Genomic DNA, 16367 nt, shown 5'->3' with positions numbered 1-16367 from the left:
TTTTTGTGGTAAAACTTATTATTATTTAAATTTTAATGCCGCGCTGAATGAGTGCTGCTTCTAATGCTTGTTGTAAACCATTCATAGTACCTGGCTCAAGCGTTTCGCCTTTATCATCCATCCACGTTAAGCTAGTACCGCCTTCTTTAGTTTTACTTACTAAAATTTGGTATTGGCCTTCATCAATAGGTAGTTGAGCTACGTCATCACCCCAAATTGAATCCCAAACGCTTGTTTCTGGTTTAGTATAATCTGCAGTAATTAAGCCCGTATCTGGGTTAATTTCAACAATAGAGAACGACAAACGCTCTAAAAACCCAGAGAAACGGTCAAACACAGCGTCGTAAGATTGCTCAGTTACAAGTGCTGCATTACCTTTATTATCAAAGCCCATTTCAAGAGAAATAATACCTTGGCGTTTACGCATATCAACTTCAAGTTGACGGTAACGGTAATCAAACTCGCTTACTACTTGGTTAAGCGCACGTACTTCTAGCTGCTGCTTGAGTAAGTCTGTTAGCGTTTTATCACCTTTAAAATCAATCAGCTCTACACGTAAAGACGCAGTGCGTTGATGTGATTTTTCTTCAATAGTGAACCTAAACTTTTCTAAATCATCGTTAACTTCATCGCCCCACCACCAAAAACCTTCTTCGGTTTTAATGATTGAGTACCAATCAGTTTCAATAATACCAAGTAGCTTATCTTCTTTAGTAGTTCCTGCATTATTATCAGCTAGGACAGATTTAATCGTATCCCAAAGAAACTCATCTAAATCAGCAATGCCATCATTTTTATCAAAATAAATACGCGCTTGTTTATCTGTCTCTTCTACCCAACTGCCTTTCGCAATTGTTAATACTTGTGCCGGTGGGCGGTAATTTGTAGCTTCAGGATTATTGTCGTATTGACCTACATCCATTTTATAAACTGGGTCTTGAGCTGGTTGAGATAACGACGCTGGTGCTTTTACAGGCTCATGCGTACGATAATTACGCTCGTCATGTGCCTTATTAATAAATACACTACACCCTGATAAACTTACCAATACACTTACTGCAAGTGCTTTTGGGATCCAATACTGCACAGATATTTCTCCTTAGCATACCCTTTAATTGTTTTAACAAATATATGAGTGGGTAATACCGATTTGGTTCAGTGTAAAATCAATATTAACTTTACATTTATTATTTGGCTGCCTAAATGCAATAAAGTTCAGCACTTCAACTTAGTAAGCAACTAAGCGCAAATAAGCAAATTTTAGCTATGGTACTTTCCCGTGCCAGTAAAAACAAGAAACACCGCACTTTAAAAGCGCTTAATTAGCGTGTGCTGTAGTTTAGAGCCCTTTTTGTGTTAAACTTCGCCGCCGTGCAACTTCTCGTGTGTATTTTTGGTGTTGCCAACTCGGTTGATATAATCCAAGTAACAAGGTATTTGAACTCATGACTGCATTTTCAAATCATCAAATTGTTTTAACAGCGATTGGCGAAGACAGACCCGGTATAGTAAGTGAACTAACCCAACTGGTTAGCGATTGCCACTGCAACATTATTGACAGCCGTATTGCTATTTTAGGCTGCGAATTTACCTTCATAATGCTACTTAGCGGCGACATGTCGGCAATAAGCCGCATAGAGCACGTACTGCCCACTAAAGCCATGGAACTTGGCCTGCTAACCATGATGAAGCGTACAGCAAGTCATACTCCTAGCGAATTTTGTGCAGGTTACACACTAGAATATACAGGCATAGACACCCCTGGCACATTGAGCAAAGTAACGCGCTTTTTTGCCGACAATAATATTAGTATTTGCTCACTTAAGTCAGACACTTATTCCCAAGAAGACAACATAAAGATGCGTTGTGAACTTGAATTCAACATACCTGTTGATGTAGATATAGATCAATTTAAAATTAGTTTTGAGAGCCTTTCTCACACACTAAACGTAGATTATATTTTTAAACGAATTCGTTAAGGATGCTAAACATGAACACAATTAGTCCATTACAAGCTGGCGATACTGCACCCGCTTTTAGCCTACAAAACCAAAACGACGAAACAGTAACATTAAGCGAGCTGTTAAAAGAGCAACAAGTGCTTGTGTACTTTTACCCTAAAGCGTCAACGCCGGGTTGTACTGTACAAGCCGAAAACCTACGCGATGAGCAAGCACAGCTTGCCAAATTTAACACCCGCGTTGTAGGTATTAGCCCAGATCCAATTAAGCGCCTTAAAAACTTTGAAACTAAAAAAGAGCTTAATTTTGATTTATTAGCCGATGAAGACCACGCCATTGCTGAAGCATTTGGTGTATGGGGCTACAAAAAGTTTATGGGTAAAGAATACGATGGTATTCACCGCCTAACGTTTTTAGTAGGCCAAGACGGTAAAATAAAACACCTATTTGATAAGTTTAAAACTAAAGATCACCATCAAGTGGTTTTGGATTATCTTGCAGCAGAATAAGCTAGCGGCTGAGTAAGCCAGCAGCTTGGTAAGTTAGCTACCAGCTATTAGACAAATACAGAAAAGCGTTGCTCAAGGGCAACGCTTTTTTTATGCTAGTTATTAAATATTTCGATTAAGTAAGAGCATGTTCGAGGGATAAATAGGCAGTCAATAATTTTGATGTATGAAGTCAATATTTGACCCCTTTGGTTCTATTTTTTTTAACTCTTCTATTCGTACCATTGTCAGTAGCAAAAAATTATGGGGATTTGAACGTATCTGAAATTGTAAGTATTTACGATGGAGACACATTTCGAGTTAATCTTGATGGTGATATGCCCTGAATTTTTGGTGAGAATATAAGTGTTAGAGTAGCTAATATCGACACGCCTGAGTTAAGGGCAAAATGTGAAAATGAAAAAATATTAGCTAGAAAGCAAAGCAATTCACAGTTCAAAAGCTAAGAGAAGCTAAAGTAATAGTGGCTGATGTATTCTTAGATGCTGTATCACTTTCAAATCAATTACTTGATAATAAGCTAGCTGTTACATATTCTGGCGGCAAGAAAAAACATGACTGGTGTAATATTAAGTCTTTAAAAAGTTAATTTAAGAGGGAATTTAAATGAGTACCTATGAAACTTACTCTAAACGACAAGCTAGATTAAATGGCGATCAAATTGATGTTTACCAATATGACTACTTGCCTGATAAATTGAAAAATCAAATTATTCATATCTGGAATGATGTGATCGGTAACTTTGAAAATTGGAATAATGGTCATGTGTACCAAATATATGGACACTTTCATCATGTTTTGTGTCGAGAAATGGGCGTATTTGAACTTCCACATAATAATATATTGACCAAAGATAAACCAAGTTTAGCAATTATAAATTTCTTTACTAAAGCCCAAAAAATAAATCAGAATCTTGACGTTATTGAGCTGATTTTTAGAGGGATAAATAGTTTTCACGATAGATTCAATAGAGATGAAGTTGAAAAAGCCATAAATGAGTTAAATATTCGACTCAAAGAAAATGCGGTAGGTTATCAATTCTTAAATAATGAAATTATCCGAATTGATTCTGAGATCATACACTCAGAAGCTGTTGTACCAGCTTTAAGGTTACTTAATCAAAAAGAGTATGTAGGTGCAGAAACCGAGTTTTTAAAGGCTCATGAAGCATATAGAAAAGGCGAAAATGGCACTGCTATTCTTGAGTGTAACAAAGCTTTTGAGAGTGTAATGAAAGTGATCATTCATAAACAAGGTTGGCTTTACGACACGTCTGCAAATGCAACTGAATCTTCTGAGAATAAAGCTAAAACTAAAGCAAGTGCTAGTGGTTTAATTAAAATATGCTTTGAAAATAAGTTATTTCCAGATTATCTACAATCTCAATTGACTTCTTTAAGAACATTGCTTGAAAGTAGTATACCAACTATAAGAAACAAAAATGATTCTCATGGGGCTGGTTTACAGACTGTAGATATTCCCATTTCATTAGCATTGTTCACGCTGCATATGACTGCTTCAACAATATTGTTCTTAATAGAGTCAGAAAAAAATTTAGCAATTATTGAAAGGATTTAAGAATTTATGGATAAAGCCACATATGGGTTAATAGGTGTTTGTCTTGGTTTTGTTTTAGGGATATTTAAAGATTGGTATCTTCAACACTTAAAACGTAAAAAAGAATATGAATACCTTTCTATTCGGGTCGTATGTGAGCTTGATCGTTTTGTATATGGCTGCATAGATGTAATTAATGATGACGGAACTGTATGTGGTCAATATGATAAAAACGGCTATGCGATTGTACAAGTTGAACCACCAAGCTTTGACCCTTATAAGTTAGATGTAGAATGGAAATCACTACCGCACAAATTGATGTATGAGACTTTAAACTTTCCGAATAAAATAGAAAATGCGAATGAAATAATATCAGCAGCATTTGAGTATGATGATCTACCAACTTATGACAAAGGCTTCGATGCTCGGCATTTTCATTATACTGAATTAGGAATTCAAGCATTAGAATTAGCAAGTAAGCTGAGAATTTTGGCTGGACTACCTCCTTCAGAAGCATCAGTGTATTGCGATCCAAGTGAAATATTGCCTAAGAAAAAAATAGAGTTAGAAGAACGTAAAAAGTTGAAAGAGCAACATTATAGAGAAGTTGTAGAAAATTTAAATAAAAGTCCAGACGGTACCAAGAGCTAAATTTACTTTTTGCTTGCAATTCATTTACTCAATTTAACAATTTTATATTCAATATAATATCTATATAAGGAAGATAGATTATGGTGATTTTTATTTTAGTTCTACTCGGGGCTTTTCTATTGTTGTATTTCATAGCTTTAAAGCAAAAAAGAGATATTAATAAGCAGATAAGAAAACCTGATACAAAGATAGTTTCTCGTAGTGGACTAAGAGAATCTAAATATACAGGGGAATTGTTTAGTAGTAGCACTACTACTGAGGATTATTTAGGCAAAGCCGCAGCACTGAAAAAAAATGCAAAAGTTGCTATAAAGAACAAGTTATTTGATGAAGCATGGAAGTTACTTCAAAAACAAAAAATGTCATATATGAAACATGCAAATAATGCAGGTTTCACTGCCAAACAAGTACTTGCGCTAGATGCCACAGTGCATGTAGATTTAGCTAATATACTGCGTATGGAAAATAAACATACAGAAGCATTGATCCACATCGTATATTGGGTTGCAAACAACTACGATAATATGACTAAAACACAAGAACAAAAGCTTACTGCGTATTTTAACAGAAGCAATTTAAAGCTAACTTCTATTGAAGAAGCTAAAGTTGCTATTTCCTCTTTAGCTGAAAATCCAGAATACGTCAATGCTCAAGAGCTTGTTTCAATTTGGGTAGCTAAGGAAGATAGTATTTCTAAAGAGCCATAGAAGAGCCATAGGGGTCAAATATTGACTTCATACATCATAATTAATTAGCTATTCATATTCGCCGAAACTTAAATAAGTTACTGTGTCGGATGGCGCTTCGCTTATCCGACCTACATTTTCAAATATATAATGCGGGGTTATTGGGGGCGTGGTATTGGAAGTTCGTTGGAGCTCGTTGGGTTTCGCTGCGCTCTACCCAACCTACGTGTTTAACTTAAATTTTTACGCAGACAAAAATGGCGTTGCCTGAGCGCTCTGCCCATGGGGTTATTTTGTCGTAGTCATGTTCAAACATGTGGATTTCGAAGTACGGCTTTAAGGCTTCTTTGAGCTCGGTATAACTAAAAGCCACCATTGGGTGCTCGTCGTGCCATACGAGTGTTTTGTCTGCGGTGGTTTTTTCTATATTGAGTTTTAATAACTGTTTACTGCCGCTGCCACTATAGTGCCAGCCAGAGCGAAATGTGAAGAAGCTATTTTCGCTTGTTGCTGTGTGCTCTACAAATGAATCGCTGTCGATTTTGTTTTTATCAACCGTGTTAAAGCAAAATATTCCACCTACGTTTAATGCGCTGTGTACGCTGGCAAGGCATTCTTTTAACTTATTAATACCGTCGCAGTAATGGATTGAATACAAAAAGCAGGTAATTAAATCCAAGGGCTCGGTTACTTTAAACTCACTCATGTTTTGCAACGAAAATTGCGCTTCTGGACAACGAACTTTTGCTTTATCGAGCATTGGCTGGTTTAAATCAAGCCCACTACTTTTATAGCCGTAATCAATAAAGTGGCGTACATGCGGGCCGGTGCCACATGCTAAATCGAGATGGGTATTTGCGCCATTCCCAAAAATTTGGTGCAGCCTGTGAATAGAATTGCTTTGGGCTTGATAATCTATATCTGCGCACATTAAGTCGTAGTAATCAGAAAGGTCGGTGTAAAGCGCATTTGCGGACATATAAGCCTAGTGGTAAGTAGTAGAATATTTTTAAGTCGCGCATAGTAAACTAGTTATGGCTATTAGCGAAGAAGATATGAGCTTTAGGGTTGTCGGGTGGTGCTTCGCTTATCCAATCCACGTATTTAAATATTATAAAACGTTATTAGAAAATGGTGCGGAAGTAGAGGTTTGTTGGGTTTAGCTTCGCTCTACCCAACATACGTACTATAACTTTAAGCTGGCTTTAACTAATTCCTAAATACTTATGTACTTGTATTGATAGGCGCCAGTTTTTGGCAATACAGGTGTCGATTGCGAGTTTAGTTGCTGATACTTTTTGGCTAATTGGCTGTAAATAAACAAGCTTAGGGTTAACACCTGTTTTAGCAAATAATTCTTCTAACTCTTCTACATGCTTTTGCATGGCAACGGGGTGTTTAATTTCGTTGGCACGCTTCATTGCACTGGTAAGTACTTCATAGCCGCCGCGCATATTGATTTTTGGTGATACCGTTACCCATGTTTGCTCTGGGGCGAGTATTTCGAACGTGCCGCTGGTTTCTATTTGTGTACTAAAGCCGTGTTCGTGTAATAAGTTACATACTGGATTTAAATCAAACATACATGGCTCGCCGCCAGTAATAACTACGTGCTTTGCGGTATAACCACGTGATTGAAACAACGCTAAAATTTGCTCTGCACTGGCGTTAGCCCAATGATCTGAGTCGGCTTTTTTTTCTACGGTTTCGTCCAGCGATACTTTATATACATTATCAACATCCCACGTTTGCTTGGTGTCGCACCAAGAGCAGCCTACTGGGCAGCCTTGCAGACGTAAAAATATTGAGGGTGTGCCAGTAAAGCTAGCTTCACCTTGAATGGTTTCAAACACTTCATTAATTTTGTACAAAAGAGATCTCACTTACTACCTAGCAGCCAAATTGCTACTATTAAAAAACCAAAAAGCGCTGTGCAAAAATTGTTATTTAAGCTGCGGCCGTGTAGTATATCGCGCCCTGATATAAACCTCTATTAAAACTAAGAGCAAAACAGATATGACGCAAAAAGTAGTTGTTATTTATTCCGGCGGTATGGACTCGTTTACCGTATTAAATAAAGCCCTGCAACAAGGCCATGATGTATATGCCCTTTCATTTGACTATGGTCAGCGTCATGTAAAAGAGCTTAAAGTAGCGGCAAGTGTGTGTGAAAAATTAAACGTTCCGCATAAAATTGTTGATATTTCGGCGATTAACCAACTTATTGGTGGCTCATCACTTACTGATGATATTGACGTACCTGAAGGCCATTACGAAGAAGAAAGCATGAAAAGTACGATTGTACCTAATCGTAATATGATTTTGCTCTCGCTTGCTGTTGGTTACGCGGTATCACTTAAAGCTAGCCAAGTTTATTACGGCGCTCATTCTGGGGATCATGCTATTTACCCTGATTGCCGTCCTGAATTTGTGCAAAAAATGGATGATGTGTGTCGTATTGCGAACTACGACGCGGTAGAAATTTTTAGCCCGTATTTAAATAATACTAAAATTGGTATTTTAACCGACGGTATTGAAATGGGTTTAGATTACAGCCAAACGTGGACCTGTTATAACGGCCGTGAAAAGGCCTGTGGTAAATGTGGCGCGTGCCAAGAACGCCTTGAAGCATTTGCACTAAATAACATTACAGACCCGTTAGAATACGAATAAGCCGCAATTAATTAGTAATACAATTGCTGCAAACAAAAAAAGGCTATCATCGATAGCCTTTTTTGTTTGTCAGGTTTTAAGTCAATGGTATTGATTACAGCCAGCGTTTTACGCGCGCTTTATAGGCGGTAAACTCTTCACCAAATAATTTAGTGAGCGCACGCTCCTCGGGTATTATTTGAAAAAACGTTAAATACGCAATAAACCCGATAATACATAAAAGCGCCCACAAGGAACTTAACCAAACACCCCACCCTGCTAAAATAAATGCAAAACCCACATACATTGGGTTACGCGAAATTTTATAAATGCCGCCCGTAATAAGTTTTGACGCTTGCTCAGGTTTATTAGGATTTACTGTGGTGTTTGCTATTTTAAAGCTCGCCACACCTGCAATACAAAAAACACACCCAATAATGACCAAACTTGCTGCTAGGTAGGTAATAAAGGCGGTGAAATCAATAACACTGTAATGCGCAATAAGCGCCATTATGCCTGCAAAAAACAGCACAACGATAACCGGTGGAATTTTATTATTTAACATGGCAACTCACTGTATTGGCTAATTATGTTTATTTAAGTAGCTATTAAACAATATCTGAAGTGTATAAATGATGAACACGCTCAAAGCTGAATTAAATAAAGTATACAAATTAAGTTACAATTGTCAGCTTTATCAAAAGCGCTTAAAGGTTATACTTTAACCATAAACGAATAATAAAATGATAAGGAATGAGGTTATGTCTGGAACTACAATGATTGTACTTATTGTGCTAATTTCGGTTGGCTCAGGAGTAGTTTACGATATGTATAAAAAGCATCTTGAGTTTAAGCATAAAATGCAAAACAACAACAGCGATGCCCATAAACAATTAGCTGAAACAAACGCACAAGTGCTTGCATTAAAAGAGCGAGTACAAACACTTGAGGCTATTGTTACTGATTCAAGCTTTAACGTTAAAGATGAAATTAATAAACTTTAAGTTGTTATAGGTAATTTGGATATAAATGTGCATTTTCTGGCTGCTCAATGCCGTGAGCAGCTAAAAACCCACCAATAGCTTGCCCGCAGCCCTGTGGTGCTCGCCCACTGTCTATCTCAAAGTTTAACTGATTAGCGTGTTGCTTACCCATAGAGCAAAGCCCTACGGTGCTTGGCGAGCGCATAGCGATACTTAGGTTACCTATTTGTTCAACCACTACGTGCTTACTAAAGCGGGCAAAACCTTTGTATTTAAACTGCTCGTTTACGTAATCATTGCTTGTGGCTACTAATGCTGTAATTAAGGCGTGTAAAAAGCTATTAGCGGATGGATTTGCTGTTAAAAACGCGATTGTTTTTTTATTAAACTCGCTAAGCTGGCAATCCTCACACAACAGCTCAACAGTATATAAATGTTGCTCGGCTATTTGCTGCTGACTTTTAAGTTCAATACTTTTTCCTGCAAATACAATACGTTTAAGCACTTTGTCAACGTTACTTGTAACCGCTTCGCTTTTAACAAGTTCTGGGTTTTGCGCCATTACAGGTAAGTCGTGGTGATTGTTAAATGGCGTGCTTGTTGCGCCGCTTTGCATTAACTGAAAAAGCTCTCTTACTTCATGTTCTCGCGCTACTTTTAACGCTAAAAATGCGGTTTGAATAAGCTCTGAGGTAGGTAAGTTTTCCTCTACTATCCAGCGTCTGCCAAATAATAGCTTTTTGGCTTTGCCTTCATTTGCAGATGCACTTTTTTGATAGTTATCTGGGCTCAGCACTGCTACTTGCAGGTAAATTTCTTCACCTTTTTGTGCAGCAAGCACCCTAAAGTGAGCCGAAAACTCAATACTCTCGAGAATTTCGTTTACGCTTTGAAGCGTGTGCTTGTAACGTAAAAAATGCTGTGGCACCACCCAATTACTATTAGCCAATTGCACAAGGGGTGCATAAGAAATAGGTTGCTCGTAACTGTGTTGCCATTTTTGTTCATTGCTAAGCAAATGATTAATCTGACTCTTGTTATCTGACATAAATAAACCAAATAAACTCGCGTTGTGCGATATAAACTATGAACACATTACGTCGTCAATGTCGTAATTAGATCACATGTACGCCCTACTTTTGGGCTTTTTTAACTATCGGTGAGTTCTTGATAGTCTGTTATAACTTTTTGATAGTATGGCTTATCTTTATTGAGCATTTTATTATAATGATTTATGAGTTGTCGTTGGTACATAGCGTGCTCTGTACTAGCAAAGTCCCACATTTTGTTGCCGGTATGGCTAATCTCAATATTGGTACTAAAGCTCACTTCAATCACTTCATAAAAACGTTTGTTGTCGTAAACTATTTGCTCACTTACAAGCCCTAAACCAAGTTGTTTTAAACCCACTCGCAACTTATAAGTGTGATGCACTGGGCATAAAATAAACCGAACATTATTTAAATGCTCAACTGCGTTATTAGCAATGATTTGTTGTACTAAACTTAACAACAGCTCACCGCCAACACCTGCTATTACAACTACTTGGCTTTTACTTTGCGCAATTTCTATTTTGCCTACATCCTGACATAAGACCTGCCACTGCGGGTTTTTATCACAGGTTTTTTGTAATTTATTAATAGATGATAATTGCGCTTCTAGGTCGTTCATTAAAGTGGCGACTATATCTACAAAAATAACGTGGTTTGCAGCTGCGCGTTTTAATAGCGCCATGCCTAAATAACCATGGTCGCAGCAACAATCCCAAATAATATCGTGATGCTGCGAAATTAATGTATCAATGGCAGTTAGGCGTTTACTGAGCTTCATTTAAGCAGGTGTTTGTGGCGTTTTATAGACAAGCGCTTTTAAACTTTTGTCGCTGTCTACTTCAATAAAACGCTCGGTGGGGGCTAGGCGCTGTACAAATTCAATTGCGCCTTGGGTGTGCTCGTTTATTAATGCTTTAAACGCATCTTCGCTAAGCTCTGGACTATTAGCACACAATAATAATTGTGTGGTATCGCAAAGTAGCTCTGGCAACCTGCGCAGCACTTTTTGATAATCTTTAGTTAATATAAAGCTGCCTTTTTGAAAGCTTGGCGGATCAACTATTATTAAATCAAACGGGGCTGCTTTTTTTAGTTTTCCAAAAGATTTTAAAATATCGTGGGGTAAAAAACTTACGCCGCGCTCAAAACCATTTAGTTGATGGTTTTGCTTGCCGACTTTAAGCACGCCTTTGCTCATATCCATGTTCATCACATGATCTGCCCCGCCTTGCATGGCGGCAAGCGAAAACCCACACGTATATGAAAACAAATTAAGCACTTTGCCATGCTTGCTGTTAGCCATTACAAATTCACGGCCGCTACGCATATCGGGAAATATTCCGGTATTTTGGCGGCTTTGTAAATCAACCAAAAAGCGAATGCCATTTTCGGTTACAACATGTGGGTTAGGTAATTGCCCATAAACCACGGTGTTTTGGCTTTGTACGCCAGCACGTTGCTGGTACACAAGTGACGTAATAAGCTCTGGCTGATTTTTTTGTGCCCACTGCCACACAACATTGGTGAGCTCGCTTAGTGTTTGCTCGTCAATTTCGTCGTACGAAACCAAAAATAAACTGGGCGGGTAAAAGTCTAAATTAATATGACTTAATGCTTCGACGCTATGGCCTCGGCCATGAAAAACACGACACAGTTCATTTTTTAAAATTGGCGCGTCTTCAAGCGCAGTAATAAGAGGTGTAAAGTTTGCTGTCATTTTTAATTAATCAACTGTTGTTGTAGTTCATGTATTTCATCGCGAACAGAGCCCGCTTTTTCAAATTCTAGGTCGCTTGCGTATGCATGCATTTTGGTTTCAAGCTGCTTAATTTGCACGGCAATTTCTTTCGCACTAAGAACCTTTTTAGACTCTTTACGAATAAGTTTAAGGTTGTCTTTAGGGGCCGCTTCTTCGCCTACATCCATTACATCAAGTATTTTTTTAGCCAGAGCATGAGGCTCTATGCCGTGCTCAACGTTGTATGCATGCTGAATTTCGCGCCTGCGCGCTGTTTCGTCCATGGCTTTTGCCATTGATTTTGTAATTCTGTCGCCATATAAAATAGCGCGGCCATCTAAGTGACGCGCAGCACGGCCAATGGTTTGTATCAGCGAGCGAGCCGAGCGTAAAAAACCCTCTTTGTCAGCATCAAGTATGGCAACAAGTGCCACCTCAGGCATATCAAGGCCTTCTCGCAGTAAGTTAATGCCCACTAACACATCAAACACGCCAGCTCGTAAGTCACGAATTATTTCTACGCGCTCAACGGTATCAATGTCTGAATGTAAGTAACGTACTTTTACATTATGCTCGCTTAGGTAATCTGTTAAATCCTCAGACATACGTTTAGTAAGTGTAGTTACCAGTACGCGTTCGCCCTTCTCCACACTTTTGTATATTTCTGAGAGTAAATCATCAACCTGATCGCCCACAGGACGTACTTCTATAAGTGGGTCGAGCAGCCCTGTTGGGCGAATTACTTGCTCTGCTACTTCGCCTGCGCTGCGCTCAAGCTCAAAGTCGCCAGGCGTTGCAGATACATAAATAGTTTGTGGTGCTATAGCTTCAAACTCTTCAAAGCGCAGTGGCCTATTATCCATTGCTGAGGGCATTCTAAAACCATACTCAACAAGGTTTTCTTTACGGCTTCTGTCGCCTTTATACATTGCGCCAATTTGCGATACGGTTACATGCGATTCATCAATAATCATTAATGCGTCATCAGGTAGGTAATCAAGCAATGTTGGCGGCGGATCGCCTGGCGTACGCCCCGATAAATAACGGCTGTAGTTTTCTATACCCGAGCAATAACCTAGCTCGGTCATCATTTCTATATCGTATTGCGTTCGCTGTGCTACACGTTGCTCTTCTACTAACTTGTTTGCACTGAGTAACTGAGCGCGTCGCTCTTTTAGTTCTTCTTTTATTTTTTCGATAGCGCCAAGTATTTTTTCACGCGGGGTAACATAGTGCGTTTTAGGATAAATAGTAGCGCGCACTATGTGCTTTTCAATTGCACCGGTAAGCGGGTCAAAAATACTTAGGCGTTCTATTTCATCATCAAACATTTCTACACGTACAGCAAAAGTGTCTGACTCAGCTGGGAATATATCAACTACTTCGCCACGTACGCGATATGTACCTCGGCTAAAATCTATATCATTGCGGGTATATTGTATTTCAGCAAGGCGGCGTAGCATGTCGCGTTGATCGACTTTTTCGCCCACTTTTAAAAGCAGCATCATTTTCATGTACGATTTAGGGTCACCCAAACCATAAATAGCCGATACCGATGCCACAATAATGGTGTCGCGACGCTCAAGCAATGCTTTGGTCGCGCTTAAACGCATTTGCTCTATGTGCTCATTTATCGAAGCATCTTTTTCAATAAATGTGTCGCTAGATACAACATAGGCTTCTGGCTGGTAGTAATCGTAATACGATACAAAGTATTCAACCGCGTTTTTAGGAAAAAACTCTTTCATCTCGCCGTATAGCTGCGCAGCCAATGTTTTATTGTGCGCCATTATTATTGTTGGACGATTTAAATCGCTAATAATATTGGCCATAGTAAAGGTTTTACCTGTACCGGTGGCACCTAATAACGTTTGGTGTGCAAGCCCCGCTTCTAACCCTTCGCATAGCTGTTTAATGGCGGTAGGCTGATCGCCTGCTGGTTTGAAATGTGATTTTAACTGAAAATGGTCGCTCAATTATTGCACTCCTGTAACGATTCGCCGCTCAGCGCTTCTAGTTTTTTCATAAACCATTTATATGCCACTATTGCTGTAAATAAATTACCTATGGCAGCGCCTATAAATAACCCTAATAATCCGGCTATTTCGTTGCCGATATAAGCAAATGGTACATAAAATATGAATAAACGAATAACGCTTAGTACCAATGCGTTCATTGGTTTGTGTAAAGCATTAAACGATGAGTTTGATAATATGATCACCCCTTGTAAGCCATAGCTTAGTGGGATGGTATAAATAAAGAGCTTAATTACATCTATTACGGCTTGTTCTTTACCAAATAATTGGCTTATAACACCTGAAAATGCAATTAGTAATACGTAAATGGCAAATTGCCATACCATCACAAATTTTAGTGTGCCGGTATACGCTTCTTTAACACGGCATAATTTGCCAGCCCCAAAGTTTTGACTCACAAATGGCGGTAATGTCATCGATAACGCAAGCACTAAAATACTTGCAATAGATTCTATCCGGCTTCCTACTCCAAATGCGGCCACGGCTTCTGGCCCATGATGCGCTACTAAGGCGGTCATTACAGCCATTGCAACGGGTGTAAGCATGTTTGCACCTGCAGCAGGTAAACCAATTTTTAATATTTTACGAATAGCGCCAGTTATAGTTTGCTTGCCCGCTTTGAGACTCAACAAACGTTTTTTAACCGCTAATATATATAAAATAATAACCACAGCGACCGACCATGCAACAACACTTGCTATGGCAGCGCCTTGAATTCCTAACGCGGGTACCGGCCCAAAGCCAAATATAAGTATTGGGTCAAGTACGGCGTTTATCAGCCCGGCTCCGCCCATTACTATACTTGGCGTTTTGGTATCACCGCTGGCACGCAGTACCGAATTACCAATCATTGGGGTTATTAAAAATACGCTACCGATAAACCATACATTCATGTATTCGTGTATTAACGGCAATACTTGCGCGCCCGCTCCTAGCAAAGTAAATATGGGGTCAATCAGTAAATATCCAACAGATGACAACACAATAACCAGAACCACACCAACCATTAAAGAAATACTGGCATCAAAACGTGCTTCATCAATTTTATTACTGCCGAGCGCTTTCGCTATTACTGCTGATGTACCGATCCCCAGCCCTATTGCTAAGCTGATAACGGTAAAAGTAACCGGAAATGTAAAGCTCACGGCAGCTAGTGGTTCGGTGCCAAGTAAGCTTATAAAAAAGGTGTCTACAATATTGAACATCATTAGTGTGATCATGCCGAATATCATCGGTATGGTCATCGTCTTTAATGTAGGCAAGATAGGATCGTTTAGTAAATCTGGGCGAGTCTGAGATTTTGAAATTGCGCGCATGAAATAAATAGGCCTCTTTTACTGAACGAATCATTTTAAAGCATCAAGGCAGTTCAAGCCACGGATTTATCACTACAATTGATGTAATTACGGAAGTAAATATTCTAAAAAATAGTAAAACTTGGTTTTTACATCTTTTTGTTAAAATAGAGCCTAAACACGCCAAAAAACAATTAAAACACATTTTTATAACTTTTATTACAAACCCCCTGTGTTATCTGATGCTTTTTTACACAAAGCAACTACTTGGTTTATCGTTACGAAAAAATTCATTCATGGAGTTACATCTATTAGCCACCAAAACATAACCTACTGTTTTACAATGAATAAAAAATAGTGATTTAAAAGCTTGAAATCGTTGTAGCACCCTAAAACATTGGTGCCGATGATGTTCTTAAAGTTTCATAAACAGAGTTATCCACAGAAACCGTGGATAACTCATTCAAAGCCGCATTTATAAAGGCCTTGAGAGACTCGCAATTTTCGCTGAGGTCCAACCAATTGTTGATTTGCTAATTGTGGCATTTTTATAAACTCACACTGAAAACGCAAGCTTGCCAATTTTTCTTCTTTACATAGTTATACGTTAGTAAATAAAAAACGTTTAATACAAAGTTAAGTTATTGATTGTTCTATTTTTGAGCGAAGATAATAAATACTCAATTTATAGATCAAAATTGGATCACTATTAAGAGGGAAAATACTTTTATGACTATTCGTGTAGGTATATTTTTAGAAAATTAAAATAAAAAAGTAAATAAATACGAAGAATACCCGAAAGTAAAAAATGAAATTTTATGTTTTTGAGTTGTTTTTTAATTACAAGTGGCTTTAATGGCGTGTTTAATTTAACCAATTTAAAGACTCAACAATAATAAAACTCGCATTAGTATTCTTAAATTCTCAAAAAAATAGCTTTAATAGAGCTATAAATCACGCAGATCGAACACAAAAACAACGAATAAACTTCTTTTTTCAATTTATGACTTTTATATGTTGACACTTTGCGGCTCCATCATTAATATTTCGCCCCGTTGAAAGGCAAGACGCTTCCCCCTTAGCTCAGTTGGTTAGAGCGACGGACTGTTAATCCGCAGGTCCCCCGTTCGAGTCGGGGAGGGGGAGCCAAGTCTTTCAACTACAGAGAGTTCCCCATCTGCGCACTTGATTAGAGCGACGGAAACTTAAGCAGTAGGTCCACCGTTCAAGCCGCGGAGCTGAGGCCA

The 16367-nt window shown here is 38.5% G+C and carries 16 protein-coding genes and 1 tRNA gene; 8 read left to right on the top strand and 9 right to left on the bottom strand.

The annotated features are described in order from the left end of the window. Positions 1 to 25: 25 nt before the first annotated feature. The gene (gene bamC, locus H5120_RS18685; RefSeq protein ID WP_039487313.1) at positions 26 to 1087 is read right to left on the bottom strand and encodes an outer membrane protein assembly factor BamC; all 1062 of its coding nucleotides are present in this window, start codon (positions 1085 to 1087) and stop codon (positions 26 to 28) included. A gap of 358 nt (positions 1088 to 1445) precedes the next feature. On the opposite strand from bamC, the gene H5120_RS18680 reads away from it, so the two are divergent. The 5 genes from H5120_RS18680 to H5120_RS18660 all read left to right on the top strand — a co-directional run bounded on the left by H5120_RS18680 (position 1446) and on the right by H5120_RS18660 (position 5385). After that, a complete protein-coding gene (locus H5120_RS18680; RefSeq protein ID WP_007583906.1) occupies positions 1446 to 1979 on the top strand; it encodes a glycine cleavage system protein R in 534 nt (177 codons plus the stop codon). An 11-nt stretch (positions 1980 to 1990) separates the two neighbouring features. Then, positions 1991 to 2470, top strand: a complete 480-nt coding sequence (gene bcp, locus H5120_RS18675) for a thioredoxin-dependent thiol peroxidase (protein ID WP_002963124.1) — start codon at positions 1991 to 1993, stop codon at positions 2468 to 2470. Positions 2471 to 3076: 606 nt separating this feature from the next. After that, positions 3077 to 4048: an STM4504/CBY_0614 family protein gene (locus H5120_RS18670; RefSeq protein WP_182675743.1), complete on the top strand. Its 972-nt coding sequence runs from the start codon at positions 3077 to 3079 to the stop codon at positions 4046 to 4048. A gap of 6 nt (positions 4049 to 4054) precedes the next feature. Continuing rightward, positions 4055 to 4678, top strand: coding sequence for a hypothetical protein (locus tag H5120_RS18665; RefSeq protein ID WP_182675742.1), 624 nt, complete (start codon positions 4055 to 4057; stop codon positions 4676 to 4678). Between the two features lie 80 nt (positions 4679 to 4758). Continuing rightward, a complete protein-coding gene (locus tag H5120_RS18660; protein WP_182675741.1) occupies positions 4759 to 5385 on the top strand; it encodes a hypothetical protein in 627 nt (208 codons plus the stop codon). A 214-nt stretch (positions 5386 to 5599) separates the two neighbouring features. Here the strand turns inward: H5120_RS18660 and H5120_RS18655 are convergent, their stop codons facing one another. Both H5120_RS18655 and queE read right to left on the bottom strand, forming a co-directional pair. Continuing rightward, positions 5600 to 6343 carry a class I SAM-dependent methyltransferase gene (locus tag H5120_RS18655; protein ID WP_182675740.1) on the bottom strand — a complete coding sequence of 248 codons (744 nt, stop codon included), beginning with the start codon at positions 6341 to 6343 and terminating at the stop codon, positions 5600 to 5602. A 226-nt stretch (positions 6344 to 6569) separates the two neighbouring features. After that, positions 6570 to 7235 carry a 7-carboxy-7-deazaguanine synthase QueE gene (gene queE / locus H5120_RS18650; RefSeq protein WP_024591014.1) on the bottom strand — a complete coding sequence of 222 codons (666 nt, stop codon included), beginning with the start codon at positions 7233 to 7235 and terminating at the stop codon, positions 6570 to 6572. 145 nt (positions 7236 to 7380) lie between these two features. Between queE and queC the strand changes: the two genes are divergently transcribed. Then, positions 7381 to 8037 (top strand): 7-cyano-7-deazaguanine synthase QueC, encoded by a 657-nt coding sequence (queC, locus tag H5120_RS18645; RefSeq protein WP_002960416.1) that lies wholly within the window; start codon positions 7381 to 7383, stop codon positions 8035 to 8037. Positions 8038 to 8131: 94 nt separating this feature from the next. Here the strand turns inward: queC and H5120_RS18640 are convergent, their stop codons facing one another. After that, positions 8132 to 8581, bottom strand: coding sequence for an isoprenylcysteine carboxylmethyltransferase family protein (locus H5120_RS18640; RefSeq protein ID WP_024596448.1), 450 nt, complete (start codon positions 8579 to 8581; stop codon positions 8132 to 8134). Positions 8582 to 8777: 196 nt separating this feature from the next. Between H5120_RS18640 and H5120_RS18635 the strand changes: the two genes are divergently transcribed. Further along, positions 8778 to 9020: a hypothetical protein gene (locus tag H5120_RS18635; protein ID WP_010553668.1), complete on the top strand. Its 243-nt coding sequence runs from the start codon at positions 8778 to 8780 to the stop codon at positions 9018 to 9020. Positions 9021 to 9024: 4 nt separating this feature from the next. Here H5120_RS18635 and H5120_RS18630 read toward each other — a convergent pair whose 3' ends face one another. The 5 genes from H5120_RS18630 to H5120_RS18610 all read right to left on the bottom strand — a co-directional run bounded on the left by H5120_RS18630 (position 9025) and on the right by H5120_RS18610 (position 15141). Beyond that, positions 9025 to 10047, bottom strand: coding sequence for a hypothetical protein (locus H5120_RS18630; RefSeq protein WP_182675739.1), 1023 nt, complete (start codon positions 10045 to 10047; stop codon positions 9025 to 9027). Between the two features lie 101 nt (positions 10048 to 10148). Further along, on the bottom strand, positions 10149 to 10829 hold the full coding sequence (locus H5120_RS18625) for a tRNA (adenine(22)-N(1))-methyltransferase TrmK (RefSeq protein ID WP_182675738.1): 681 nt from the start codon (positions 10827 to 10829) through the stop codon (positions 10149 to 10151). Further along, a complete protein-coding gene (locus H5120_RS18620) occupies positions 10830 to 11768 on the bottom strand; it encodes a class I SAM-dependent methyltransferase (protein ID WP_182675737.1) in 939 nt (312 codons plus the stop codon). A 2-nt stretch (positions 11769 to 11770) separates the two neighbouring features. Further along, on the bottom strand, positions 11771 to 13765 hold the full coding sequence (gene uvrB / locus H5120_RS18615) for an excinuclease ABC subunit UvrB (protein WP_154903414.1): 1995 nt from the start codon (positions 13763 to 13765) through the stop codon (positions 11771 to 11773). Continuing rightward, positions 13762 to 15141 (bottom strand): MATE family efflux transporter, encoded by a 1380-nt coding sequence (locus tag H5120_RS18610; protein ID WP_182675736.1) that lies wholly within the window; start codon positions 15139 to 15141, stop codon positions 13762 to 13764. The genes uvrB and H5120_RS18610 overlap by 4 nt, the downstream gene beginning before the upstream one ends. A gap of 1051 nt (positions 15142 to 16192) precedes the next feature. On the opposite strand from H5120_RS18610, the gene H5120_RS18605 reads away from it, so the two are divergent. Continuing rightward, positions 16193 to 16269 (top strand) — tRNA-Asn (locus H5120_RS18605). Positions 16270 to 16367 lie beyond the last annotated feature (98 nt).

It is taken from the genome of Pseudoalteromonas sp. SR43-2 (genome assembly GCF_014163885.1).
Taxonomy (GTDB): Bacteria; Pseudomonadota; Gammaproteobacteria; order Enterobacterales; family Alteromonadaceae; genus Pseudoalteromonas; species Pseudoalteromonas distincta.
Note: the sequence above shows the minus strand (reverse complement) of the source record. Positions and strands in the feature narration are given on the sequence as shown.

Excerpts from the sequence above, each read along its gene's own strand:
- H5120_RS18635 (WP_010553668.1), top strand. The coding sequence starts at position 8,778 with ATGTCTGGAACTACAATGATTGTACTTATTGTGCTAATTTCGGTTGGC.
- H5120_RS18655 (WP_182675740.1), bottom strand. The coding sequence starts at position 6,343 with ATGTCCGCAAATGCGCTTTACACCGACCTTTCTGATTACTACGACTTA.
- H5120_RS18670 (WP_182675743.1), top strand. The coding sequence starts at position 3,077 with ATGAGTACCTATGAAACTTACTCTAAACGACAAGCTAGATTAAATGGC.
- H5120_RS18625 (WP_182675738.1), bottom strand. The coding sequence starts at position 10,829 with ATGAAGCTCAGTAAACGCCTAACTGCCATTGATACATTAATTTCGCAG.
- H5120_RS18610 (WP_182675736.1), bottom strand. The coding sequence starts at position 15,141 with ATGCGCGCAATTTCAAAATCTCAGACTCGCCCAGATTTACTAAACGAT.
- H5120_RS18620 (WP_182675737.1), bottom strand. The coding sequence starts at position 11,768 with ATGACAGCAAACTTTACACCTCTTATTACTGCGCTTGAAGACGCGCCA.
- H5120_RS18665 (WP_182675742.1), top strand. The coding sequence starts at position 4,055 with ATGGATAAAGCCACATATGGGTTAATAGGTGTTTGTCTTGGTTTTGTT.
- H5120_RS18660 (WP_182675741.1), top strand. The coding sequence starts at position 4,759 with ATGGTGATTTTTATTTTAGTTCTACTCGGGGCTTTTCTATTGTTGTAT.
- H5120_RS18640 (WP_024596448.1), bottom strand. The coding sequence starts at position 8,581 with ATGTTAAATAATAAAATTCCACCGGTTATCGTTGTGCTGTTTTTTGCA.
- bcp (WP_002963124.1), top strand. The coding sequence starts at position 1,991 with ATGAACACAATTAGTCCATTACAAGCTGGCGATACTGCACCCGCTTTT.
- H5120_RS18680 (WP_007583906.1), top strand. The coding sequence starts at position 1,446 with ATGACTGCATTTTCAAATCATCAAATTGTTTTAACAGCGATTGGCGAA.
- queC (WP_002960416.1), top strand. The coding sequence starts at position 7,381 with ATGACGCAAAAAGTAGTTGTTATTTATTCCGGCGGTATGGACTCGTTT.
- H5120_RS18630 (WP_182675739.1), bottom strand. The coding sequence starts at position 10,047 with ATGTCAGATAACAAGAGTCAGATTAATCATTTGCTTAGCAATGAACAA.